This window comes from Rummeliibacillus sp. JY-2-4R, assembly GCF_053847205.1.
This window is the reverse complement of the sequence record NZ_CM132623.1, coordinates 3,347,560-3,373,027: the sequence shown is the minus strand read 5'-3', so window position 1 is coordinate 3,373,027 and position 25,468 is coordinate 3,347,560. Positions and strand designations below refer to the sequence as shown.

General features: G+C 36.4%; 28 protein-coding genes. 22 read left to right on the top strand and 6 right to left on the bottom strand.

The annotated features are described in order from the left end of the window. The first annotated feature begins 5 nt into the window (after positions 1-5). The 4 genes from ACWV26_RS16475 (at position 6) to ACWV26_RS16460 (ending at position 3,219) form a co-directional block, all read left to right on the top strand. Positions 6-761, top strand: a complete 756-nt coding sequence (locus tag ACWV26_RS16475; protein ID WP_455895794.1) for a 3-hydroxybutyrate dehydrogenase — start codon at positions 6-8, stop codon at positions 759-761. A gap of 234 nt (positions 762-995) precedes the next feature. Beyond that, positions 996-1,850 carry a glycerophosphodiester phosphodiesterase gene (locus tag ACWV26_RS16470; protein WP_455895793.1) on the top strand — a complete coding sequence of 285 codons (855 nt, stop codon included), beginning with the start codon at positions 996-998 and terminating at the stop codon, positions 1,848-1,850. A gap of 227 nt (positions 1,851-2,077) precedes the next feature. After that, a complete protein-coding gene (locus ACWV26_RS16465) occupies positions 2,078-2,677 on the top strand; it encodes a chromate transporter (RefSeq protein WP_455895792.1) in 600 nt (199 codons plus the stop codon). 2 nt (positions 2,678-2,679) lie between these two features. Further along, positions 2,680-3,219 (top strand): chromate transporter, encoded by a 540-nt coding sequence (locus tag ACWV26_RS16460; protein WP_455895791.1) that lies wholly within the window; start codon positions 2,680-2,682, stop codon positions 3,217-3,219. A 29-nt stretch (positions 3,220-3,248) separates the two neighbouring features. On the opposite strand, the gene ACWV26_RS16455 is transcribed toward ACWV26_RS16460, so the two are convergent. Continuing rightward, positions 3,249-4,109, bottom strand: a complete 861-nt coding sequence (locus ACWV26_RS16455) for a patatin-like phospholipase family protein (RefSeq protein ID WP_455895790.1) — start codon at positions 4,107-4,109, stop codon at positions 3,249-3,251. A 253-nt stretch (positions 4,110-4,362) separates the two neighbouring features. Further along, the gene (locus tag ACWV26_RS16450; protein WP_455895789.1) at positions 4,363-4,590 is read right to left on the bottom strand and encodes a hypothetical protein; all 228 of its coding nucleotides are present in this window, start codon (positions 4,588-4,590) and stop codon (positions 4,363-4,365) included. Positions 4,591-4,729: 139 nt separating this feature from the next. Here ACWV26_RS16450 and ACWV26_RS16445 point away from each other — a divergent pair, with 139 nt between their 5' ends. From ACWV26_RS16445 to ACWV26_RS16380, 14 genes are all read left to right on the top strand, one after another. Then, positions 4,730-5,617 carry a phosphotransferase gene (locus ACWV26_RS16445; RefSeq protein ID WP_455895788.1) on the top strand — a complete coding sequence of 296 codons (888 nt, stop codon included), beginning with the start codon at positions 4,730-4,732 and terminating at the stop codon, positions 5,615-5,617. Between the two features lie 83 nt (positions 5,618-5,700). Further along, entirely contained in the window at positions 5,701-5,925 is a 225-nt protein-coding gene (locus ACWV26_RS16440; RefSeq protein ID WP_455895787.1) for a hypothetical protein, read from the top strand. Between the two features lie 173 nt (positions 5,926-6,098). After that, a complete protein-coding gene (locus ACWV26_RS16435) occupies positions 6,099-6,956 on the top strand; it encodes a type II toxin-antitoxin system SpoIISA family toxin (RefSeq protein ID WP_455895786.1) in 858 nt (285 codons plus the stop codon). 128 nt (positions 6,957-7,084) lie between these two features. Then, a complete protein-coding gene (locus ACWV26_RS16430) occupies positions 7,085-7,231 on the top strand; it encodes a hypothetical protein (RefSeq protein ID WP_455895785.1) in 147 nt (48 codons plus the stop codon). A 152-nt stretch (positions 7,232-7,383) separates the two neighbouring features. Beyond that, a complete protein-coding gene (locus ACWV26_RS16425) occupies positions 7,384-8,304 on the top strand; it encodes a S66 peptidase family protein (RefSeq protein WP_455895784.1) in 921 nt (306 codons plus the stop codon). A 625-nt stretch (positions 8,305-8,929) separates the two neighbouring features. Then, complete coding sequence (locus ACWV26_RS16420) at positions 8,930-9,754, top strand: M55 family metallopeptidase (RefSeq protein ID WP_455895783.1); 825 nt, start codon at positions 8,930-8,932, stop codon at positions 9,752-9,754. Positions 9,755-9,787: 33 nt separating this feature from the next. Further along, a complete protein-coding gene (locus tag ACWV26_RS16415) occupies positions 9,788-10,726 on the top strand; it encodes an ABC transporter permease (protein ID WP_455895782.1) in 939 nt (312 codons plus the stop codon). Then, positions 10,723-11,658 (top strand): ABC transporter permease, encoded by a 936-nt coding sequence (locus tag ACWV26_RS16410; RefSeq protein WP_455895781.1) that lies wholly within the window; start codon positions 10,723-10,725, stop codon positions 11,656-11,658. Before ACWV26_RS16415 ends, ACWV26_RS16410 begins: the two co-directional genes overlap by 4 nt. A 6-nt stretch (positions 11,659-11,664) precedes the next feature. After that, a complete protein-coding gene (locus ACWV26_RS16405; protein WP_455895780.1) occupies positions 11,665-12,714 on the top strand; it encodes an ABC transporter ATP-binding protein in 1,050 nt (349 codons plus the stop codon). Between the two features lie 56 nt (positions 12,715-12,770). Continuing rightward, positions 12,771-14,396 (top strand): peptide ABC transporter substrate-binding protein, encoded by a 1,626-nt coding sequence (locus ACWV26_RS16400; protein WP_455895779.1) that lies wholly within the window; start codon positions 12,771-12,773, stop codon positions 14,394-14,396. Between the two features lie 106 nt (positions 14,397-14,502). Then, complete coding sequence (locus ACWV26_RS16395; RefSeq protein ID WP_455895778.1) at positions 14,503-15,426, top strand: S66 peptidase family protein; 924 nt, start codon at positions 14,503-14,505, stop codon at positions 15,424-15,426. Positions 15,427-15,443: 17 nt separating this feature from the next. Then, positions 15,444-16,532, top strand: a complete 1,089-nt coding sequence (locus ACWV26_RS16390; RefSeq protein WP_455895777.1) for a dipeptide epimerase — start codon at positions 15,444-15,446, stop codon at positions 16,530-16,532. A gap of 1 nt (position 16,533) precedes the next feature. Beyond that, complete coding sequence (locus tag ACWV26_RS16385; protein ID WP_455895776.1) at positions 16,534-17,457, top strand: C40 family peptidase; 924 nt, start codon at positions 16,534-16,536, stop codon at positions 17,455-17,457. Positions 17,458-17,475: 18 nt separating this feature from the next. Further along, positions 17,476-18,483 carry an ABC transporter ATP-binding protein gene (locus ACWV26_RS16380; RefSeq protein ID WP_455895775.1) on the top strand — a complete coding sequence of 336 codons (1,008 nt, stop codon included), beginning with the start codon at positions 17,476-17,478 and terminating at the stop codon, positions 18,481-18,483. Positions 18,484-18,764: 281 nt separating this feature from the next. Here the strand turns inward: ACWV26_RS16380 and ACWV26_RS16375 are convergent, their stop codons facing one another. Beyond that, positions 18,765-19,457: a B3/B4 domain-containing protein gene (locus ACWV26_RS16375; RefSeq protein WP_455895774.1), complete on the bottom strand. Its 693-nt coding sequence runs from the start codon at positions 19,455-19,457 to the stop codon at positions 18,765-18,767. A gap of 60 nt (positions 19,458-19,517) precedes the next feature. On the opposite strand from ACWV26_RS16375, the gene queG reads away from it, so the two are divergent. From queG to ACWV26_RS16360, 3 genes are all read left to right on the top strand, one after another. After that, entirely contained in the window at positions 19,518-20,660 is a 1,143-nt protein-coding gene (gene queG, locus ACWV26_RS16370) for a tRNA epoxyqueuosine(34) reductase QueG (RefSeq protein ID WP_455895773.1), read from the top strand. Between the two features lie 226 nt (positions 20,661-20,886). Continuing rightward, on the top strand, positions 20,887-21,360 hold the full coding sequence (gene trmL / locus ACWV26_RS16365) for a tRNA (uridine(34)/cytosine(34)/5-carboxymethylaminomethyluridine(34)-2'-O)-methyltransferase TrmL (RefSeq protein WP_455895772.1): 474 nt from the start codon (positions 20,887-20,889) through the stop codon (positions 21,358-21,360). A gap of 323 nt (positions 21,361-21,683) precedes the next feature. Further along, on the top strand, positions 21,684-21,839 hold the full coding sequence (locus ACWV26_RS16360) for a multidrug ABC transporter ATPase (protein ID WP_455895771.1): 156 nt from the start codon (positions 21,684-21,686) through the stop codon (positions 21,837-21,839). A gap of 49 nt (positions 21,840-21,888) precedes the next feature. On the opposite strand, the gene ACWV26_RS16355 is transcribed toward ACWV26_RS16360, so the two are convergent. Next, positions 21,889-23,187 carry an NCS2 family permease gene (locus tag ACWV26_RS16355; RefSeq protein ID WP_455895770.1) on the bottom strand — a complete coding sequence of 433 codons (1,299 nt, stop codon included), beginning with the start codon at positions 23,185-23,187 and terminating at the stop codon, positions 21,889-21,891. Positions 23,188-23,341: 154 nt separating this feature from the next. On the opposite strand from ACWV26_RS16355, the gene ACWV26_RS16350 reads away from it, so the two are divergent. Next, positions 23,342-24,169 carry an aldo/keto reductase gene (locus ACWV26_RS16350; RefSeq protein ID WP_455895769.1) on the top strand — a complete coding sequence of 276 codons (828 nt, stop codon included), beginning with the start codon at positions 23,342-23,344 and terminating at the stop codon, positions 24,167-24,169. A gap of 117 nt (positions 24,170-24,286) precedes the next feature. On the opposite strand, the gene ACWV26_RS16345 is transcribed toward ACWV26_RS16350, so the two are convergent. Continuing rightward, positions 24,287-24,805, bottom strand: coding sequence for a thioredoxin family protein (locus tag ACWV26_RS16345; protein WP_455895768.1), 519 nt, complete (start codon positions 24,803-24,805; stop codon positions 24,287-24,289). Then, on the bottom strand, positions 24,806-25,231 hold the full coding sequence (locus ACWV26_RS16340) for a disulfide oxidoreductase (RefSeq protein WP_455895767.1): 426 nt from the start codon (positions 25,229-25,231) through the stop codon (positions 24,806-24,808). Positions 25,232-25,468: the final 237 nt, after the last annotated feature.

Below are 25,468 nucleotides of genomic sequence, written 5' to 3'. Positions count from 1 at the left end.
TACTCATGGCACAAGAACGTACAGTTATCGTAACAGGCGCAGCACAAGGTATTGGCTACGCTATCGCAGAAGAATTTAAAAACAATGGTGACTTTGTTGCAATCTTCGACTTAAACGAAGAAGCAGCTACAAGTGCAGCTGAAAAATTAGGCAATGCAAAAGGCTACGCAGTAAACGTTGCAGACGAAGAAAGTGTTAAATCTGCAGTTGAACAAGTCATTGCAGAACGGGGAACAGTTGATGTTCTAGTAAACAATGCAGGCGTTCAATTTATTTCACCTGTAGAAGACTTCCCAGGAGAAAAATGGGATTTCGTCATGAATGTAATCCTAAAAGGAACATTCTTAACTACAAAATATGCCCTTCCTGCTATGAAAAAACAAAATAAAGGACGTATTATCAATATTTCATCTGGTCACGGTAAACGCCCAGATGCTTACAAAGCAGCATATTGTGCAGCAAAAGCTGGCCAAATCATGTTTACTCGTGTTGTTGCTCTTGAGAATGCACAAAATGGTATCACTGCAAACGCTGTTTTACCAGGACCAACTCGTACAGCATTAATCGAAAAACAATTACCAAAACTTGCTGAACAAGATGGAACAAGCGTAGAAGAAGCATTAAATCACCACATCTTAGGTGCTCAATGGATGAAACGTCTACTTGAACCTTCAGAAATCGCAGCAGCATGTGTATTCTTAGCATCTGATGGCGCAGCAGCTATCACTGGTGAAGCACTTGCCGTTACTGGTGGGGAATAATTAAATAATTGATCTTTTGTTTTTAAAAGATTAATCTTTGGGCGGGTAATTTTATAATTACTCGCTTTTTTCTGTTATTGCAAAGAATTTACTCTATGCTGTGACCAAATAAGTAAGATTATGATTTATCTTAATATTAAAAAACAAATATTTACAAATCTGTTATGAGAGATTAATATTCTCCTGTTACTTTTGAATAGTAGTAAAACTATTCAAAAGTTGGGAGATGTTTGGATGAAGAAAAAATGGTTATCTGCTCTTGGTGCTCTTGTATTAGTAGCTGGTGTTGTAACAAATGGAGGAGCAGCTTTGGCTAAGGAAAAATATAAGGACATCGAGAATGTTTCACATCGTGGTGCATCTGGCTATGCTCCTGAACATACTTTAACTTCCTATCAATTGGGAGAAAAAATGCATGGCGATTATATCGAGATTGATTTACAGATGACAAAAGACGGCAAGTTGATTGCAATGCATGATGAGAAATTAGATCGGACAACAAATGGGACAGGCCTTGTAAAAGACTATACACTAAATGAAATCAAAAAATTGGATGCTGGAAGCTGGTTTAATCAAGCTTATCCGCAATATGCACAACCTGAATATGTTGACTTACGAGTACCAACCCTTGAAGAAATCTTCAATAAATTTGGAAAGAATAATAGCTATTATATCGAAACAAAGTCTCCAAACATATACCCTGGAATGGAAAAAGAGCTGTTACGTCTTGTAGATAAGTATCATATCAATAAAGACAAGTTACTTATTCAATCGTTCAGTTCTGATAGTTTGAAAATTGTGCATGATTTAGATCCATCAATTAACTTGATTCAATTACTATCTTATAAATCAAATGCGACAATTACAGATGAAGAGATTGCAAGTATTAAAGAATATGCAATCGGAGTTGGACCAAACCATACGTATTTAAACAAAGATTATATACAAAAAGTAGTCAATAGTGGACTTGAAATTCACCCATATACAGTGAATGACAAAGCAAGAATGCAACAGTTAATTGACTGGGGTGTAACAGGAATGTTTACGAACTTCCCAGACTTACTGAATGAAGTAAAGAAAGGTAAATAACCTTCTAACATATTTATAAAAAGAAATGAGTTCAGTTTGGTTTTATAACTGTTAGCTCATTTCTTTTTTGTTAGAAAAAATGTATTTAGGCAAAACAGATGAATGCTTTTAATGTATTATTAGATTTAATATAGAATGTAGCATTCTCTAACATATGACAATGGGCTAGTAAATTACATAGGCGAGAAGCAGAGAAATGGAAGAGTTTTAGAAAAGAGGTTATGCAAATGGAGAAAAAGGAAAATCCCTATCAACAGTTAGCGATGGCTATGCTTAGAACAGGGGTTTTAGGATATGGAGGAGGACCGTCTGTCATGCCTCTTTTTCGTCATGAGGCTGTAGAGAAATATAAGTGGATAAGTGACGATGAATTTGGAGAAATTTTGGCAATTGCAAATGCTTTGCCAGGACCGATTGCAACGAAAATGGCAGGCTATCTAGGGTATAAATTAAGAGGTGTGAAAGGCGCTGCATGGGCAATTCTTTGTCACATAGTACCGAGTACAATTTTTATGATTACTCTTTTATCTGTTGTAGGTTTCTTAAGTAATTCTAAAGTTGTTATCGGGATGATAGCAGCGGTGATGCCAGTTGTTGCTGTTATGCTTGCTGAAATGGCTTATAAATTTGGAGAAAAAACGATAAAAGGGCTTGGAATTGTGATGGGGATTAGTTGTTTTGCAATTGCATTTATATTACTTCAAGTACTTCATATACATTCGGGAATAGGTGTTCTTCTGTTTTTAGCATATGGATGCATTCATTTTAGACTAATTTCTCATTGGAAAAAGAAAGAACACGATAAAGAGCAGAAAGGAAGTGTTTAGATATGACGCTATTTCATCTTTTTGTTGGGTTTTTCATTGCGAATATGCTTGGGTATGGTGGAGGACCATCATCAATTCCTCTCATGTATGATGAAATTGTTAAACGTTATCATTGGTTAGAGAATAGTGAGTTTTCAAATATGCTGGCACTTGGAAATGCACTGCCAGGACCGATAGCAACTAAAATAGCTGCATTTGTTGGTTATGATGAATATGGCTTTTTAGGTGTTGCCGTTGCTTTAGCAGCAACCATTATACCAACTGTAGTCCTAATGATCTTGTTATTGAATGTATTAAATAAGCATCGTCAGTCAATCGTAGTAAAAGGAATGACATTATTAATACAGCCAATTTTAGCAATTATGATGTTGGTTATTACTTGGCAAATGGCTAAAGAATCAATCCATTCGATTGGCGCTTGGCAATTCCTTGGAATCGCTGCAATCGCGTTTTTTGCCATGAGATTCAAAAAAGTACATCCTGCATTTGTGATTTTAGCAGCGTTTATTTATGGAGGAATTGTCCTTCAACATTTTGTCTAAGAAAAGACAGTTCAAAGAGGGACTGTCTTTTAATTTGCTAAAAAGCTTTTCAAATCAGCCATTTTTTGAATTCCTTGTTCATAGCCCATTTGATAATTTGTACGTATTTGGTTTAGGTCTTTTTCAAAGCTATTGAGGCTTGAGGTAGGGCGGAAAATAAATGCTTTTCCTTCTGCTTCGAGTTGTTCGCAATATTCTAATGAAGCATTATAATGGTCGGCACGCTTTTCCATACTTTTCACGATAGCAGGGTAACGCTTTTTGAGAAGTCTCATCGCTATTTTGCTTTGGCGGTCTATCGTTTTGCGATAACCTTTTGGTCGGGTAAGAATAATAACATGCTTTTTGAAGCCCTGTTCGATTGTATGGTGAATAGGAATTGGTTCAGCCAGTCCGCCATCGTAATAAGGGATTCCATCTAATTTTATTTCTGGAAAGAGTACAGGAATAGCACATGTAGCACGAAGCATCATACAATTCCGATCCATTTCAATTGCGTTTTTATATTCAACTTGCCCCGTAATGGCATTGGTAACGCCAAATTCTATTTGGCCAGTATAGTTTTGATATGTTTCCCAATCGAATGGGTACAACTCATTAGGGATAGTATTGTATCCAAAATTTAAGCCGAATAAGCTACGGTCAGTGAAGAAGTTACGCACGCCCATATAGCGTTTGTCGTGTCGATAGTTTAGTAATGTATATAACATCCGCTCTTTTTGTTGAGATATATATGCAGTAGCGTTTATGGCACCCGCTGAAATCCCAACTATATAAGGCATCATGATCTCTTGTTCTAAAAAAGTATCAAGCACTCCACCTGTAAATAATGTACGAAAAGTGCCTCCTTCTAATATTAAACTCGTATTCTCTACATTTACTTGTAACATCATGAAACCTTCTTTCTAACGGGAAAAATAAGTATGGGGGTGTTCTAGTGTAAAGAAATTGATATGCAATATTGAATAATTTTACAGTATCTCTTTGAAAAAGTCTCTAATACTATTTTAACTAAACGTTTACCTTTAATGAAAGCGTAAGTAAATTTATATGTCTAAGAGGATGGAGCAAATACGAACTGATTATATATGCTATACAAAAAGGAGAGTACGTATAGCACTCTCCTTTTTGTATAAATTTATATTAATTTTTGTTTGATTTTTGGTCCTTAGCATGGTTGGTTGCATTATTTTTGTTTTTCGCTTTAGAGTCAAATTCTGCAGCAAATTCTTCGTTTAGGTTGTCATTTGGGTTATTGTTGTTTCTATTGCTAGCGTCCTTATCTAGCTTTAAATAGGTATCAAATGGATTATGAGTTCTTACATTCATAGTCTTTTTGCTATTTTTATTGCTAGTATTTGTCTTTACCATGGATTGTTCACCTCCTAGAATTTAATGTGCTCTGAAAAGATTGTTTTATTCTTACTTTGGATTATAAAAACTGGAAGTAAATAGTATTATCTATTTATAATCGTATTAGGAGACTGAACAATCTAGATGGAGGGAATAAATGAGTCATCTAAAAAAGCTTATAGAAATCTTTCGGTTAAATGTATTATCAATTGAGGATGTTCCGGAATCATATAGTTCTACTGTATATAAAATTCAGCTAGTTACGCATCAAACAGTATATCTAAAAATTCCATATACAAAAGCAAAACTAGAGCTTGAATATACGGTACTTGAAAGGTTGAAAGATGAATTACCAGTACCAAGGGTTTTAAATTATTGGGAAGGTAATGAAGATATTTCTGGTGCTTTGTTATTGTCTGCAATCGATGGTGTTTCTATTACTCGGCCAGTGAATCAGAAACTTGCCTATGATATAGGAAGACATCATGCTAAATTTCATGCAGTTCAGCTAACTGAACAGGATTTAAAAAGTCACATCCGTAATATTCATGAAGGGTGGCCAAAATTTGTAAGAGAACAATTTTATTCATTTTCAGTAGGTGTGGAAAAAGTAATTGAGCAGAAATTATTTGAATTAGCTTTAAACTATTTTGAAGATAATTATCCATTACTACCAACTCCAGATGGACCAAGTTTTGTACATATGGATTTCAGGCCAGCAAATATTCTAATACGAAAAAATCGAGTTGTCGGCATTATTGATTTTGAAAGTGTTCGAATTGGGGTGACTCAAATAGACTTTACCAAAATCAATCGAGATATACTATGTAAGGATGAGACGTTAATGGATGCTTATCAGCTAGGATATACATCTATTCGTCCATTAACGGATCTTGCTCAAGTATTACCGTTTTTCCAATTTACCGATGCATTTAATTCAATTGGTTGGAGCGAAAAAAGGGGTTTAGAAAGACATAAGCTGTTCTATCAGGAAAATTTAGAAAGGTTAAAATTAATCTTATCCAAAAGTGTGAGAAACAGCTGATCTTCATATGTAGATTTAAATGTATAAATCTCTAATAACTAGACAAGCATGGTAGTAAAAAGTGTTACTAGGAGGTAGCTACTATGCATTTACACTCTGATGATAAGATTATTTTTTGCTATAGTTGTAACTCAATGACAATCTACCATCATCGAGACACTCATGGAAACAGTTATGTTGACAGCCATTGTGATGAATGTGGCTTTATGGAATGGCAGAATAGAGCTGTCCACCGCGAGAAGGAAAAATGGGTGGAGTTTAATCGAGATCATGGAATAGAACCAAATGTGTCCAAGCGTAATGCTTGAATATAGTTTTAAATATTTATGTCACAATCTTAGCTTCTAGCAATATTGCTAGGGCTTTTTTTGTGTTCTCGTGAATACAGTTAATTATCAGAGCTTTTGTATATATTTTGCGATAAGTTAAATAATCGTATCAAATTTTAGAAAGGAAACCCTTAAAAAAGGAGGAAAGTATGATGAAAAAAGCGTATCAATGGAAGATTATATTAAAAATCGCTTTCCCTATTATTGTGCTATTAATTGCCTTTTTTATTAAAGAAAATTGGGTCAATCAAATAACAGAATTCATTTCTATTAATAAATGGTTCTTGTTAATTGGGATGACAACAATTATTTTATACATAAGCTTTGTATTTCCTGATATTTTTAGAAAGTATAAACAAAGTCTGAGAAGAACATGGTATTTCTTTTTCATTTTTGGAATAGTATTAATCCTTAAAAATAGTGGATTTGAAGAAGACCAATGGAGAAGATATGTATTATTAGGAGGTATGTTCATCTTTGTTGACTTAGCCCTTTTCATCACACCAAACATCAAGAAAATTGGTGGAACTGAGATTGAAAACATTCATGAAGTAGAATCAATCAATGATGAAATGAAGAAGGTTATTATACAAACCAAAAGTCGAAGTAAACATTTTACTTCTATACTTGATCGTATTGCTACAGAACCATTTGGAACGCAGTCTTGGAATGACATGGAGGAATATCGCGTTAGTTTAGAAGATTTTCTATACATTTATGGAGAAAAGTGTAGGGAAAATATTTCAGTATTATGTAAAACAGATACGAACCAATTTGTTACAGAGTTAGGTATAACTCTTGGGCTTGAATTAGGAGAGGAAGAGTTGAGTAAATTAGATGATGAGAATATCGTTCTAATTGATAACTATACGGTACTCATTCCCTTTACCAAACTAATCCACCCTGTAGTGATTGCCATCGTGTCGCAGAACGAGCCTATCTTGCAGATTGACTTTAATCATATTATCAATTTAACAATAATTCATTCCTGGTATAAAAAATATGATTGATAAAAAATAGTAAAAGTAGTTAGGTCAATCAAAAAGTAGATAGAACAGGGAAAACCCTGTTCTTTTTGTTTAGATTAAAGAAATGTTGTCCATACAAAGAATATAGTAAATTGTATGGAGTGAAACAGATGAAATCAAACAAAAAGAAAAGCCCGTTCTTTCTAGATAAACCAAGTGGCAAATTGCCAAAATATAAAGATGAAGATGATCGGTTGGTAAATTTAAATAAGAAAATGAAGAATAAAATTAATGAAATTAAAAATAGAGCAAACTAACTTAAACTACAAATACATGTAAATAGCCAACAAGTGACTAAGAAATTTTCATTGCAAAACTCTTCATAACAATTCAGCTATAAAATTAGCCAGCCTCGCTATATTTCTGCTAAAGTAAATATGATGATTGATTATATGAGGAGTTTTGCCAAATGAAAAGACGTCCACCAAGATTACAAAAAGGGGATACAGTTGGGATTATTGCGCCATCTAGTCCTCCCAATATAGAGAGATTAACCAAAGCTTTCGATTTTCTAGAAGAGCTTGGTTTACATTATGTATTAGGCAATACAGTTCAACTACATAATCACTATTTAGCGGGTACAGATGAAGAACGAGCAAGTGACTTGCAAGAAATGATTGAAGATAAAGCGGTTAAAGCCATTTTCTGTGCAAGTGGTGGGTACGGTGCTGCAAGAATTGCGGATAAAATTGATTATTTATTATTAGAAGAAAATCCGAAAATATTTTGGGGTTTTTCAGATATTACTTTCTTGCATACTGCAATTGGAATGTACTCAGATATTGTCACTTTCCATGGACCGACATTATCTAGTATGGGACGCGATGATGTGACAAATCGAACTAAGCATATGTTCGAGCAGTTATTCCAACCAGCTGAGATTCATTACGATGAAAGTATCTCACCTCTTACAGTTATTTGCGGAGGAGCAGCTCGTGGGGAACTGACTGGAGGAAATCTAACATTAATTGCGAACAGTCTAGGGACTAAATTTGAAATCGATACAACCGGCAAAATCCTTTTGATTGAGGATATAGGATTAGAACCTGCACAAATTGATTCATTACTAAACCAACTAAGACAAGCACGGAAATTCGAACAAGTTAAAGGCATCGTAATTGGCGATTTTACAAATGCCACGCCACGCGAATACCAGGACTCACCAAGCTTACACGAATTATTCGAATCCTACTTCACAGACTTAAACATACCAGTTGTCAGCGGCTTCAAAATCGGCCATTGCGAACCAAACGTCGGCATCCCACTAGGCGTCGATGCAATCCTAGATGCAGACCATAAAGATCTAGCTATATTACCGGGAGTAGAATAATACTAAGAATAAGCTATTCAATCGGTCTTATTAAACAAATAATAGAGTTCAATTAATAAAAATTTGCCTTTCTATTTTTTTAAGAAGGGCAAATTTTTTGTGTTTTACACGTTAAAAATTATGATTTCTACTTAGAATAGTGTGTAATCTTTAGACTCTATAATAAGTGAAGCTTTTGGGAAAGTAAGAATGAATAAATTTGTACAAAAATTTATTGTTAGCTATTTCGGGTGGGGATTAGTACTCCAATATATGTTGTATTAGCGAAGACTCCTAGCTAGAAAAAGCGAGAAAGGTGAGGCCCCGCACGAAGGAGGAGACTCACCGCTCGTCCGCAGGAAAGCGAAGCTAATTACACTTCAATCTAAATTAAATTAGTATTAAAACAGTTTCTAATACACTCAGCGGAACAAAGAAGGAAGCTGATAACAAGAGATTAATACACAAAAAATTATCATTGAATCTATAAGGAACCACACAAGACAGCCCTATATTTTTTACATATTTTTATCTATTTAGTGTAAAAACAAACTTTATTTACATTATATTACTTAAAAATAATTGAATATTCAGATAACGTCTGGTAATCTATTAATAAGTTTGAAGGATAATAGGGGGAGTAGGGATGAAATATTTTCTTTCAGTAGACATGGAAGGCATTACAGGATTACCAGACTATACTTTTGTCACATCTTCTGAACGCAATTATGAAAATTCAAGAAGAATCATGACACAAGAAGCCAATGCAATCATTGAATCAGCATTTCAAAATGGTGCAACAGAAGTACTAGTAAATGACAGTCATTCAAAAATGAATAACCTATTAGTCGAAGAATTAAATCCTGATGCCACACTAATATCGGGTGATTTCAAGCAATTCTCTATGGTACATAATGTTGACGAAAGCTTTGACGGTGTACTTTTCGATGGGTATCACGCGCGAGCTGGCATGCCGGGGGTTATGAGCCACTCCATGACATTTAGCTTCCGAACAATTTATATCAATGATGTAGAGATAGGGGAAATAGGATTTAATGCTTATGTAGCTGGCTATTACGGGGTTCCTGTTATTTTCTTAGCAGGTGATGATGGCGCTTGTCGAGAAATTGAAGCACTTATTCCTGGAGTAGTAACAGCAGCAGTTAAAGAATCAATTTCTAGGTCTTGTGTAAAAACTCTGCATCCCCAAAAAGCGCGTGCTCTAGTTGCGGAAAAGGTGGCAGAAGCCATAGCTAAAAAAGATGAAATCAAACCATTGACACCTCCAGAAAATCCAATATTGAAAATTGAATTTACCAATTATGGACAAGCAGAATGGGCTGCGTTAATGCCAGGAACAAGAATTATAGAAGGGACGACAATCGTGGAATTTCCCGCACAAGATATTCTTGAAGCGTATCGTGCAATGTTAGTAATGGCCGAGCTTGCTTTCCAAGCAAAGTATTGTTGATGACATCAAAGGGTCTACAAAGGGGGACATTGTATGGTGAAATATATCATCAAACGATTTTTGATGATGGTCGTAACAGTGTTAATTATTGCAACTTTAACGTTCTTTTTAATGCATGCCATTCCAGGTTCACCATTAGATAGCGACCGTACTACTAATCCAACCATTCAAGCAAACTTGGAAAAGTTTTATAAATTAGACCAGCCTCTACATAAACAATATATAAGTTATCTAGAGTCCATTGTGACTTTTGACTTTGGCCCATCTATTAAAAAGCCAAATGAGACAGTAAACAGCTTAATCAGTAGAGGTTTTCCGATATCGTTTGAACTTGGTATGTTGACAATAGTAGTCGCTTTAATATCTGGCGTTATATTAGGAACATTAGCAGCTCTTAGACATAACGGGGTAATCGATTATTTAGCGATGACATTTGCTGTAATCGGGATATCCCTACCAAATTTTATCTTAGCTACATTACTTATTAAAGTGTTTGCAGGTGAACTAGGGTGGTTCCCGGCAGCTACCTGGCAAAGTCCAATGCATATGGTGTTACCAACACTCGCATTAGCAACTGGTCCTATGGCAATCATCGGGAGATTAACAAGATCAAGTATGCTAGAAGTTTTAACGCAGGACTATATCAAAATGGCGAAAGCTAAAGGGTTAAAACCATGGAAAATCGTTTTTCGTTATGCATTACGGAATGCCATGATGCCAGTTGTAACCATCATGGGGACGATGCTGGCAGGTATTTTAACAGGGACATTCGTCATTGAGAAGATTTTTGCCATTCCAGGTATGGGAAAATATTTCGTAGAAAGTATTAATAACCGTGATTATCCCGTTATTATGGGGACCACTGTTTTCTATAGTGCGTTTTTAGTTTTTATGCTGTTCCTGGTAGATATAATCTACGGTATTTTAGATCCTCGGATCAAATTGCATAAAAAAGAGGGTGAGACATCATGAAGAGTGTACACGAAATAGAAGTAAAAGATGAATGGTTTAAAAAGAAGGAAAAAAGCCATGAAAAAGCTGACCTGGTTGTTCGACCATCCCTATCGTATTGGGCGGATGCTTGGAGGCGTCTGAAGAGTAATAAATTAGCGATGTTTGGTTTATACTTCTTAATCTTCTTAAGCCTGGCTGCTATTTTCATCCCGATGTTCTCACCACATTCAGTAACCGCAACAGATTTGCCAAATCAAAACAAAGCACCTTCAATGGAAAACTGGTTTGGAACAGATGAGATGGGAAGAGATGTATTTACAAGAACATGGTACGGTGCACGAATATCCCTTTTTGTCGGCTTAATGGCTGCACTTATTGATGTCACTATTGGCATTATTTATGGTGGAATCAGCGGTTACAAAGGTGGTAAAGTTGACCTTTTTATGATGCGAATTATTGAAATACTTTATGGATTACCACACTTATTAGTCGTAATTCTACTGTTGGTCATAATGGAGCCAAGCCTAACAACAATTATCGTTGCATTAACGATTACAGGTTGGGTAGGTATGGCCCGAATTGTGCGGGGACAAGTGTTACAGATTAAAAACTATGAATTTGTGACTGCTTCGAAATCGTTCGGTGCTAAGACATCAAGAATTATCCGTAAGAATTTATTGCCAAATACAATGGGACCCATCATTGTTCAAATGACATTAACAGTACCGAGTGCAATATTTGCTGAAGCTTTCTTGAGCTTTTTAGGGTTAGGCATTCAAGCACCCTACGCTAGCTGGGGCGTAATGGCAAATGATGCATTGCCAGTTATTTTATCTGGGTATTGGTGGAGACTTTTCTTCCCGGCACTATTTATCGCGATTACAATGTTTGCATTTAATGTTTTAGGTGATGGTTTGCAAGATGCACTTGATCCAAAACTTAGGGGGTGAGCATAAATGACAAGCAACATACAACAAAAGGATGAGCAACTTGAAAATCACACACTCACAAACGGTAAGAAAATTTTAGAAGTTCAAGATTTGCACGTAAGGTTTAAGACTTACGGTGGTGAGGTTCAGGCTGTTCGTGGTGTTACTTTTGATCTTCATGAAGGGGAAACACTTGCTATCGTGGGAGAGTCCGGCTGCGGGAAAAGCGTAACCTCAAATGCCATTATGGGGTTGATTCCTCAGCCACCGGGTAGAATCACAAACGGCAGGGTTTTCTTCAAGGGAAAAGATTTAACAAAACTGGATAAAAGGGCATTGCGGAAAATTCAAGGGGTAGATATTTCGATGATTTTCCAAGATCCAATGACTGCCCTAAATCCAACCTTGACTGTCGGTGAGCAACTAACGGATGGTCTTCGAACACACAAATCAATTGGTAAGGATGAAGCTTATAAAAAAGCAATTGAAATATTAAATCTAGTAGGTATTTCAAATCCACATGAGCGATTAAAACAATATCCGCATCAATTTTCAGGTGGGATGAGACAGCGAATTGTGATTGCCATTGCGCTAATTTGTGAACCGACATTATTAATCGCAGATGAGCCAACGACTGCTCTAGATGTTACCATTCAAGCTCAGATTCTAGAGTTATTTGAAGAGATTCAAGAAAAAACTGGTGTCTCTATTATATTAATTACACATGATTTAGGGGTAGTGGCGAAAATTGCAGATCGTATTGCAGTAATGTACGCAGGAAAGGTAATTGAAATTGGTACGAAACGGGAAATCTTCTATGAGCCAACTCATCCCTATACTAAGGGACTTTTACATTCAGTTCCGAGGTTAGATTTACTAGAGGAGGAGTTGGAGCCAATCGAAGGGACGCCTCCTGATTTATTTGCACCACCAAAGGGATGTGCATTTGCAGCACGTTGTCCATATGCCATGGAAGTATGTGACTATGCACAACCGAAGGCAACCTATTTAACTCTAAGTCACTATACAGATTGTTGGTTACAAGACCCACGAGCAAAACAGGTTTTTGAAAGTTAGGTGATTGGCACATAGTGCTTCACATAATTATTAAAAGGGGAAAGAAGGGGAAATGTATGAAGAAAAAATGGCTGTATGTCTTATTTGTTTCTATACTCATGCTTTCATTAGCAGCATGTACAGCAAACAGTGATGCAGGAAAAGAAAAAGATGCTACTAGTGATGGCGGCAAAAAAGAAAAAGTACTACGTTTAAACAATAGTGTGGAACCAAGCTCATTTGATCCATCTGTTGCATTTGATGCAGTTGCATGGGCACCATTAAATAACTTGATGGAAGGCCTTGTAAGATTAAATGATAAAGACCAACCAGAGCCTGCAACTGCAGAGAAAATTGATGTTTCAGACGATGGTTTAACGTATACATTCACACTTCGGGACAATGCAAAATGGTCTAATGGCGATCAAGTAACAGCTGCGGACTTTGTTTATGGGTGGAAACACATGCTTGATCCTAAAACAGCTTCTCCTGCAGCATTTTTAGCATATGTTATCAAAGGTGCAGAAAGTTATAACACAGGTAAAGGTAAACCAGAAGATATCGGTATTGAAGCAAAAGATGACAAAACATTCGTTGTAACTTTAAATGCTCCAACTGAAGCATTCTTAAATATTATTTCAAATCCAAGCTTCTTCCCAGTGAATGAGAAGGTCGCTACAGAAAATCCAAAATGGTTTGCAGAAGCAGATTCATTTGTTGGAAACGGACCTTTCAAATTAGAATCATGGGAGCATGATTCGAAAATGGTATTTGCGAAGAATGACCAATATTGGGATAAGGATACTGTGAAACTAGATAAAGTTGAATGGGCAATGGTCAATGATACGAACACTGAATATCAGATGTATCAAAACGATGAGCTTGATAGTTCCAATGTGCCACCAGAACTTGCAGCTGATTTAAAAGACAATAAAGAAATGAAGGTTGAAGACCAAGCAGGTATTGCATTCTATCGATTCAATGTAGACAAAGAACCTTTCACAAATGAAAAAATACGAAAAGCGTTTGCTTTAGCAGTAGACCAACAAAACATTGTGGACTATGTAACAAAACAAGGTCAAAAAGCTGCACATGGTTTTGTTAGCTACGGCATCACTAATTCAAAAGGTGAAGATTTCCGTGAAAAAACGGGCGATTTAATCACTTTCAATAAGGATGCAGCGAAAAAGCTTCTAGCAGAAGGTATGAAAGAAGAGGGTTGGTCAAAACTTCCTGACGTTACACTAACATATTCAACAAGCCCAGATAAACAAAAAATTGCAGTGGCGCTTCAAAGCCAATTTAAAGAAAATCTTGGCGTAGATATTAAACTAAAAAATGTGGAACCACAAGTATTTATGACAGAGCAAAAAGCGTTGAAATACCAATTATCAAGTTCATCATTCTTATCTGACTATGCAGATCCAGTGAATGCCATTGAAAGTTTCATCACAGGTTCTTCTATGAACCGTACAAACTGGTCCAACAAAGAGTTTGATAAGTTAATCGCGGACTCTAAGAAAGAAACAGACAATGATAAACGTTGGAAAATGCTTCAAGACGCTGAGAAAATTTTAATCGATGAAGCGCCAATTGTTCCATTGTATTTCTACAACCAATTAACATTACAAAAACCATCTGTAACAGGGGTTGTACGTCACCCTATAGGTTACGTAGAACTTAAATGGGCTGATAAAAACTAAAAGAATACAGTGTCACTTTTTTGTGACACTGTCCTTTCTTTTTTCATAAAATGATAATTCTAGCATTATCATCTTATGAAAGACAGAAAGGGAGGGATTATAAAAAATGAGGCGACAACCAAACAGATTACACAAAGGAGATACAATTGGGATTATTGCACCTTCAAGTCCACCAAATCAAAAGAGTCTAGAGAAATCTTTAAAGTTTTTGCAAGAACTTGGCCTTAACTTTAAATTTGGTGATTCAGTTTTTAAAGTGAATGGCTATTTGGCTGGAGAGGATGATGAACGCTTAGATGATTTACATCAAATGTTCGCAGACCCTAGTATAGCGGGCATTATATGTGCATGTGGAGGATATGGAGCGGCGCGCTATACAGATCGTATTAACTTTGATTTAATCGCACATAATCCTAAAATTTTCTGGGGATATTCGGATATAACTTTTTTACATACAGCCATGGGAAGGTACTCAAATTTCATCACATTCCATGGGCCGATGCTTGGTTCGGATATAGGAAAAGATTCATTCCACGAAAAGTCAGCGGGTATGTTCAACCAGCTCTTTGAACCAACCGTCATCAAGTACGATGAGTCCTTTGCATCCATTGAAACAGTTAATCCAGGACAATGCCAAGGGGAGTTAACAGGTGGCAATCTAAGTCTGTTATCGAATGGTATCGGAACGAAATACGAAGTAGATACACAAGGCAAAATCCTAGTTATTGAGGACATAGATGAAGAACCTTACCGAGTAGATTGTATGTTAAATCAATTACGGCAAGCAGGTAAATTTGATGCTATTGCAGGTGTTATCATCGGTGATTTTAGTCATGCAGAACCTTCTAAGCGAAAAGTTTCATTTACATTAGAAGAAGTTTATGAACATTATTTTGGAAAACTTCCTGTCCCGATCGTTAAAGACGTAAAAATCGGACATTGCCAACCACACTTCGCAATACCGCTAGGGGCCAATGCGTTTTTGGACGCTGATGAAAAAACAATCACCATACAACCAGGGGTTAAATAACACTTAGGGGGGAAACCATGATTATTCGTACAATCGAAACTTTTCAAGTCGAAGTCCCATTGAAGAAAGCATTTAAAACTGCATTACGAACAGTGACAGTTGCTGAAGCAATCTATGTAAAAATTCAATTAGAGGATGGAAGGGAAGGGTACGGAGAAGCACCGCCAACACATGTCATTACAGGAGAATCATTGGCGAGCATCCGATTTGCAATAGAAGAAGTGTTTAAGCCCCTACTTATAGGCAAGGATTTACGTTTCCATGAACAAATTTTCCAAGCCTTACACCGCTCAATGGTTCATAACACGAGTGCAAAGGCAGCAATAGATATGGCGTTATATGATTTGATTTCACAAGAGGTTGGTTTGCCGCTTTATCAATATTTGGGTGGAGCGCGAAATGAATTAACGACAGACTATACGGTAAGTGTCAATGAACCACATGAAATGGCTAATGATGCATTAAGTTACATTCAGGATGGTTTTCAAACGTTAAAGGTAAAAGTTGGAATTGGTGAGATTGAAGATGATATTAAAAGAATTAAAGCAATTCGTGAGGCTGTAGGATCGGATATAAAAATTAGATTAGATGCAAACCAAGGATGGAACCCAAAAGAAGCAGTTAGGGCTATTTTGCAAATGGAACAAGAACAATTGGATATCGAATTCATCGAGCAGCCAGTATTAGCCCATGATTTAGATGGATTAAAGTATGTAACAGATCACACTTTAACACCCATTATGGCTGATGAAAGCGTCTTTTCACTATATGATGCTAAACGCGTGATTGAAATGCGGGCTGCGGATTTGATTAATATCAAATTGATGAAGGCAGGAGGCATTTATCAAGCATTGAAAATCGCAACACTAGCACAAAGCCATGATATGAAGTGTATGACAGGTAGCATGATTGAAACGAAGCTAGGTGTTGGTGCAGCAGCGCATTTTGCGGCAAGTCAATCAAATATCATTTATTACGATTTTGATGCACCATTAATGTTAAAAGACGATTTACTGGAAGGGGGCATCTACTATCATGGTGCCAAAATAACTTTTGACTCTTCATCTGGTTTAGGGATTAAGCAGATGAAAAAAGGAGGAAAGTAAAATGGCAGATATAGAGAATATTTGGCGGTGCATCGTCCCTGTTGCTACTGTCTGGACAACAAAAGAATCAGCACGGGCAATTGACGCACCAGCAATCGAAGTGCCAGTGAATCTAGCAAAGTGGCTACATGTACTTTCATATAATGAGAGGTTAGATTTATGTGAAGCGAATCGTGTGCAAACCCAACTTCTTTATGGAGAAGAGGTACTAGTTGATGAAATCATCGATGGATGGGCTAAAATCTTTTGTATCCATCAACCTTCTAAAAAAGACAAGAGGGGATATCCAGGATGGGTTCCTTTAGCACAGTTAAAGAAGGGAAGACTTCCAAAATACGATAAATACGTCATCGTAACGGGAAATAAGGTTCCATTATATTTAGACGATAGCACCATTTTATTCGACATACCTTTTAACACTATACTGCCATTAATCAATGAGGATTTACATTTTTATAATGTCGCAATTACTAATGGAATAGGGTCTATAGCCAAAAGTGGAGCAGAAATAACTTTGTCCAATGTCACTGGAAATAATACAACGATGGAGCAGGCAGTTTTGAAGGGAACAGCATTCCTACACCTTCCATATTTATGGGGTGGTATGTCCTCATACGGTTACGATTGTTCAGGTTTTACATATAACATGGCAAAAGCATCCGGAATCATTATCCCAAGAGATGCTGGAGATCAAAAAGAAGCAGGGCAGCAAGTAAATATGCACAATCCAGATGAGTGGCAAATTGGTGATTTATTATTTTTCTCTGATGATCATGGTAGAGCACCTGTCCGGCATGTAGGCTTTTACTATGGGGATGGGAAAATGATCCACTCGCCGAAAACCGGAAAAACTATTGAAATCATGACATTAGCAAGCACAGTATTCGAAGATGAACTTTGTGGAGTTAGTCGATATCAACCATAAACTTGAGGTGAGGACATCATGACAAATGAAGTATTATTATCCGTAGAAAACTTAAAAAAACATTTTGACCTAGGAAAAGGGAATATTTTAAAAGCGGTAAATGGTATTAGTTTTGATATCCACAAAGGAGAAACATTTGGACTAGTTGGCGAATCTGGTTGTGGAAAATCAACAGCAGGAAGAACAATTTTAGGTTTGTATAATCGGACAGAAGGAAAGGTGCTATTTGAGGGGAAAGATGTTCATCAACAAGTGGGAAATGAACGTGACCAAATGCTAAAAAACATGCAGATGATTTTCCAAGATCCTTATGCGTCTTTAAATCCACGTTCAACTGTCTTTGAAATAATTGCCGAACCAATGGAAGTTCATCATTTGTACAAAGATAAAAAAGACTTGAGACAACGAGTGTATGAATTATTAGAAGATGTAGGACTAAATAGAGAACATGCCAATCGCTATCCCCATGAATTTTCGGGTGGGCAACGGCAACGTATTGGAATTGCTAGAGCACTAGCGTTAGACCCTGAATTCATCATTGCTGATGAACCCATTTCCGCATTAGATGTATCCGTTCAGGCATCTGTTGTAAAACTATTACAACGTTTGCAAAAAGAAAAAGGATTAACCTATTTGTTTATTGCACATGATTTGTCGATGGTCAAATATATATCAAATCGCATTGGTGTGATGTACTTAGGGCAGATGGTAGAATTAACGACATCAGAACAACTTTATGTCGAGCCGCTTCACCCTTATACACAAGCACTATTATCAGCAATTCCTATACCAGACCCAGATATCGAAGAAAAAAGAGAACGAATCATTTTAGAAGGAGAATTGCCTAGCCCGATTAATCCTCCAACAGGATGCGTTTTCCATACCCGTTGCAAAATGGCACAAGAAGTCTGCAAACATCTAGAACCACGTTGGACAGAAAAAGAACAAGGCCATTACGTTGCATGTCACTTATATGATGATGAAGTTATGAAAGCAGAGAAGGAAGCTTCAGTAGCTAAAATATAAGGCATAGACTGTAAACTAACTTAGGAAAATTCAAATTCGTTTTAAAAAAGGCTATAAAGTTCGGTTAAAAACTTTATAGCCTTTTTCTGTTATTCAATAATAAGTTCATTAGTTGTAAACTCAACCCAATAATTACAATGAGGTTCAATGATTATTCCGTCAAGCACTTTACCAATTCAATCTATAAAGCTTCCATCATTTTTATCTTCTATGTCTTGTTTGTGTTCCTCTTTCCATTTATTGAAACTATCCGATGTCACAAACATATGAACATTTCCATTTTAAATCTCTACCTGAGCTTCGCCTTCTGTTAGCAGTGCAACATTATAATCCCCGCCATGAATTTGAGAAAACATCTTACCAGCTGCATTCAACAATTCCAAGCTTTCTCCTTTAGAAAAAGAAGGAAGTAGATAGAATAATTGAATTGCATCCGTTGTATTCTCTGTCACAGCAGTTCGTTTTGAATCTACAAAAGGACTACCAAAAGCACCTTCATCATCTTTGGAATAAGCAATCTTATTCAAAGAATTATAGCGACCATTTAATCCCTCGTAGCCAGTTTCTTCATAACCAAGGGCAATCGTGATATCGCCTTGTACTAAATCTTCGTCATAAATGCCGATTGGAATTTCATATTGCAAAGAAAAGAAATTATTCAAATCTACAGCAGAATGAAAAGGGGTTAAATAATTTTGCTTGGCGATTCTTCTCATTAAGCTTTCAGCAGAATGTCGATAGCGATTTGGGTCTGCTCCTAAGGCCTTCCATGTAGTACGCCATTCTTTTATGCCAGGTCTATCTGTTACTGATTGTTCTTGTAACTCCAGATATAGGTTTTCCTGGTATAGTTGTGTTCGTCCTTTAATCATTTGAGGAGATTCTTCGACTACAATTTTGGTATAATGGATAATGCCGATTTTAAATGTCGGGACAATATTTGTTAAAGATGAGTCTAGTGTTATTTTTGTCACAATTTATCACCTAATTATATATTTTTTTCCAGTTTATCATAGAAAGGAGAGTGAAACCAAATGAACATAATCGACCTACAGCAAGAACTGATTGTTTATGCAAAGAGCATCGGCATCGATAAAATTGGTTTTACTTCTGCATCACCTTTCAGTGAATTAAAGAATCATTTACGACGCCAACAAGAATTGGGCTATCAGTCTGGTTTTGAAGAGTCAGATATAGAGAAACGAACAGAACCACAATTACTTCTAGAAGAAGCGGCAAGTATTATTGCCATTGCTATTGCTTATCCATCAAAAATGAAAGATGCGCCTCAAGGAAAAAGAGGCGCAAGAAGAGGGATATTCTGTCGGGCTTCATGGGGGACGGATTATCATACCGTTTTACGAGAAAAGCTTGCATTACTAGAAGATTTTCTACGACAAAAGGCACCAGGCTGTCGTCTCCGTTCCATGGTGGATACGGGAGAGTTATCGGACCGAGCTGTGGCCGAGCGAGCAGGTATTGGTTGGAGTGCGAAAAATTGTGCAGTCATTACGCCTGAATTTGGTTCATATGTCTATTTGGGTGAGATTATTACTGACTTGCCTTTTGAATCAGATGAACCGATGGAAGATCAATGTGGTGATTGCAGATTATGCTTAGATGTTTGTCCAACGGGTGCGCTTGTTCAAGGCGGACAGTTAAATTCACAAAAATGTGTCGCATATTTAACTCAAACAAAAGGCTTTTTACCAGATGAGTATAGAGCGAAAATCGGAAATCGAATTTATGGGTGTGATACTTGCCAAACGGTATGCCCTAAGAATAAAGGAAAAATCAATTGGATTCATGAAGAGCTCAAGCCAAATCCGGAAATTGCTAAACCATTGCTTGAACCATTACTTACGATTTCAAATCGTGAGTTTAAAGAAACCTATGGCCATGTATCAGGATCCTGGAGAGGTAAAAAGCCGATCCAACGAAATGCGATCATCGCACTTGCCCATTTTAAAGAAACTTCAGCTTTACCTAGTTTAATAGAAGTTTTTCAAAAAGATGAGCGTCCAGTTATTCGAGGAACAGCTGCTTGGGCTATTGGCAAAATCGGTGGAGAGGGTATGGAGGACGTTTTGCAAAAGGGCTTAATGCATGAAGAAGATGAAGAAGTTCGAATGGAAATACAAAAAGGGTTAGATTTTTCCCGCATTAACGGGCAGTAAGACTCCCACTTCAAGGCTTTAGAAAATTCGAAGAAGTAGCAGTTGAGTTAACTGCCCGTAAAAGCCCGATTGGTTCGGGCAGGCAGGATGGCTGTCACTCAGGTGTTGCCACATGACGTGGCGTACTTAAGCCTTGAGTTCCTATTATCAGTGCGAGATAAAAAAATCCCACACTGATTGAAGTTTCACTTTAATAGCAGAAAAAAATTAAGGAAGTGTCCAAGAAGTGTCTTTACACATCGTTTTATATCAACCAGAAATTCCAGCAAACACAGGTAATATCGCAAGAACTTGTGCAGGAACCAATACGCATTTACATTTAATCCGTCCTTTAGGATTTTCAACAGATGATAAAATGCTAAAAAGAGCAGGATTAGATTATTGGCATAGCGTGAATATTACTTACTATGATTCAGTAGAAGAATTTTACGAAAAGAATGCTGGAGGCACAGTTTACTACATCGAAACTTTCGGAACAAAGCCATATTCTGATTTCGACTTTAGTAACCCAAATGAAGAGATTTTTTTCATGTTCGGAAAAGAAACAACAGGTATTCCAAAAGATCTAATCAAAGATCACAAAGAGATGTGTTTACGAATTCCACAAAGTGAAAACGTCCGTTCATTAAACTTATCAAATACAGCGGCAATTGTAATTTTCGAAGCACTTCGTCAACAAGGATTTAAAGGAATGCATTAATCCAATATAAAAAGAGGACTACCTTAGTGGTTGTCCTCTTTTTATATAAGAAATTATTTTACAGGTTTGTCTTCATAACCAGCAGTAAAGATTGCAACTAAGAATGATAAGATTACACCAAGAATTAAAATTAATCTCATGGAAGTACCTCCTAATAATAATTACAAGTTCATTTACAAGTATAGCCTAATTCCTTTTAAAATGAAACGTCAATTGCCTCTAAAACATAGCTGAAATCGTTCATCATTCTTATGTCTTCCTATTGCATAATTTTTCACTTAACAGGGAATAGTTAATTAGAAAAATGTTTGGAGGTTATGAATATGGGAAAAGAGAAGGAAAAACAAGAAAATGGATCAATGGCCACTTCTTTTGATGAAGTTCAAGAACTTGGCAAACAAATGGAGAAAAGACGAGATGAAGCAGAATTAGAAGAAGTAGGGCGAGAACAGGACCCTGAGCAATTTGATGATAAATAAAGAAAAAAAGAAGCCCCTTGTTGATTTATGATCATACAAGGGGTTTTTCTTATTGTAAGAATATAAGTTGAATCGCAAACAAAATTGCAAATAAATATAATAATGGATGTACTTTACGGGCTTCGCCTTTAACGATTTTCAAAATAGGATATGCGATAAATCCAAAGGCAATCCCTGTTGAAATACTAGATGTTAACGGCATGATTAAAATAATAAGGAAAGCTGGGAACGCTTCATCGAACTCATGCCAATTAATTTCCTTTATAGAAGCAATCATTAAAGTACCTACAATGACTAGGGTTGGTGATGTTATAGCAGCAACTCCTGAAACAGCCATCACTAATGGACTGAAAAATGAAGCAATGATAAAGAGTATGGCTACAGTTAAAGTAGTCAAACCAGTACGACCTCCCGCTGCAACACCAGCAGAAGATTCTACAAATGCAGAAGTTGGGCTTGTCCCAAACATTGCACCAATTGTTGTACCAAGTGAATCGGCCAATAACGCTTTACGAGCCCGTGGTAATTCATTACCTTTCATTAATCCAGCTTGCTTCATAATACCAACAAGTGTGCCGGTTGTATCAAATAATGTCACTAATATGAATGAGAAAACAACACCATATAATCCATATTGAATAACGTTTGAAATGGCATCAATTGGGTTCCAAATTAAAACACCTTCTGGTAAATGGGGAAGAGCCACGACTTTGTGGATTTTAAGTTGTCCCGTTAATGCAGCAACAATCCCAGTAATCACCATTCCTATAAATAGTGCGCCCTTTACATTTCGTACCATTAAAATAACGGTAATGATTAAGCCAAATAAAGTTAAAACAACACCAGGAGAAGTTAATTCACCGAGCTTTACTAAATTACTCTTATCTCCAACAATAACGCCACCCATCCGTAAACCAAGAAAAGCGATAAACAAACCAATACCTGCAGTAATAGCACGTTTTAAATTTTCTGGAATAGCTGTTATTAGCTTTGCACGAAGCGGTGTGAGAGATAGAATAATGAAAATAATACCAGCAACAAAGGAAGCAGAAAATGCAGTAATATAGTCAATCTTCCCGTTAGAAGCTAATACAACAGAATATGTGAAAAAGGCATTCAATCCCATGCCTGGAGCTATCGCGATTGGATAGTTAGCACATAAGGCCATCCATAGGGTTCCAACAGCGGCTGAAATGATAGTTGCCATAAAAACTTGATCTACAGGAACACCCGCATCAGATAAAATTGCTGGATTGACAACGATAATATATACCATGGTAAGAAACGTTGTAATACCAGCAATGATTTCTGTTTTAACGCCTGTACCATTTTCTTTTAAATGAAACATCTTATACCTACTTTCTAAATACGAACAATTGGAACAACATTTAATATAATATTCGGTTTCAGGTAACATTGCAACCTTATATAAAAAAGTCGTTATTCTCGAAATGATTTGACAATTTTTTTATAATAATAGTACTGAGAAAAGGAGGAGTACCATGTATACAATTACTTCAACTAAAACACTACATAATGGAATAGCGATGCCTCGGTTTGGATTAGGTGTTTATAAAATGACTGAACCAGAAGAGGCATTCAATGCAATAAAAAAAGCATTGGATACAGGCTATATTGCAGTCGATACAGCGGCTTTTTATCAAAATGAAAAACAAGTGGGAGAGGCATTACGCGCATCTGGAAAGAAAAGAGAGGATATTTTCATCACGTCAAAAGTGTGGAATACTGACCAAGGTTATGATGAAACATTAAGAGCTTTTGAAAAAACGTTAACAGAACTAAATACAGATTATCTAGATTTGTATTTAACCCATTGGCCAGTTCCAGAAAAGTTTACAGAAACATACCGTGCCATCGAAAGACTATATGATGAAAAATTAATTCAAGCAACAGGTGTTTCTAATCACGAAATCCACCATCTTGAAAAACTATTTACTAACGCGAATATCAAACCAATGGTCAATCAAGTCGAGTTGCATCCATATCTTTCTCAAGTAGAATTACGCAATTTCTGTAAAGAAAACGATATCGTGGTAACAGCCTGGTCTCCATTAGGACGAGGTAATGTTCTACAAGATGAAACCATTGCAGCAATTGGTAAGAAATACGACAAATCTATTGCGCAAACGATCATTCGTTGGCACTTACAAAGCGATCATATTGTTATTCCGAAAACAGTTACACCAAGCCGTATCGAAGAAAACGCAAATGTATTCGACTTCGAACTATCAGAAGAAGATATGAAAACAATCGACAACTTGAATCGCAACGAAAGATTTGGCTCTCATCCGGATCACTTTAAATATTAGAAGCAAAAGAATAATTGTAGACGATAATAGTGCTGACAAGATCATGGTTGGCACTATTATTTTTTATAAGAAAAAAGTACATCCCTTTGTGTAAGAGATGTACTTTGATAATACTTATTACTTTTTCAATATAGTTGCCTCAAAGAACTTTTTGAAGGTGTCTTCTGTCTGCTCGCCTACAACGCGTGATTGTTCTTTACCATCTTTGTAGTAGACAAGTGTTGGGGTGCCCTCGATGGCATATTGATCCCAGCCTTGTTCGAATTCAAGAAGATTGTATTGATCAATATGAACGCCCATATCTTTTGCAAGAGGCATTAAGATTGGCGTGATTTTTTTACAGTGGGGACAATTGGACTGAAAGAAATAGACCATTTCTTCATTGCCACTCGATATTTTCTTTTCTAATTCATTGGGCAGTATAATATTTTGGTAGTTCTTATCATTCAAAATATCAATGGTTGATTGTTCGAGTGTATCTTTACCGTAAGGGTTATTTGCTAGCTTGTCTTTGTTAGAGTTACTATTGATAAAATATAAAGCAATAAATGCAGCGATAATGATGAATCCGACGATTAATAATATGGTCAGTTTGTTATCCTTTTTTTGAGCTGCAGTTTTTTTTGGATTTGCCAATTATTTTTCCTCCTTAAGGACTTTTAACATATAAAAGCTTGTACCAGCGATTAATAGAAAGGCCACAAGTGAAAGGAAGGGGATGGTGATAAAACCTAACCAGTTAATATAGTCACTTGTGCAAGGTACACGTCCACAAGTAACTGCTGATTCTTGTAGGAATGGTACTTTTTGAATGCCGTAGTGATACAAAGCAATACATGCGCCTATGCATGAGAAGATTGCGCTAGTTACTGCAATGCGAGCATTTCTTTGAACATATGCAACCCCTAAAACGATGACAAGGGGATACATAAAAATACGTTGTATCCAACATAACTTACAAGGTTCAAAATGCTGAACTTCTGAAAAAAATAGAGAACCCATCATAGCGATGAACGATACAATCCACATAAATAGAAGGCTATTCTCCAACTTTTTTGTCATATAAAATCTCCTAAACTTAAAGTTCTTCTACGATTATAGAAGTAATCGTAATAGATGTAAAATAATTATTTTTTTAAGAGTGGCTTTTATTTCCATTCTAACATGGGGAAATTGAAAATAAAAATTAAAAGAATCTCCTTCAAATTACCGAGATGTAAATAATATGAAGGTTTATCTGGCAGTGGTATGATAGAAGGTACAATAGTAATAATTTAGCGCCCGAGATTGGAGGCACTT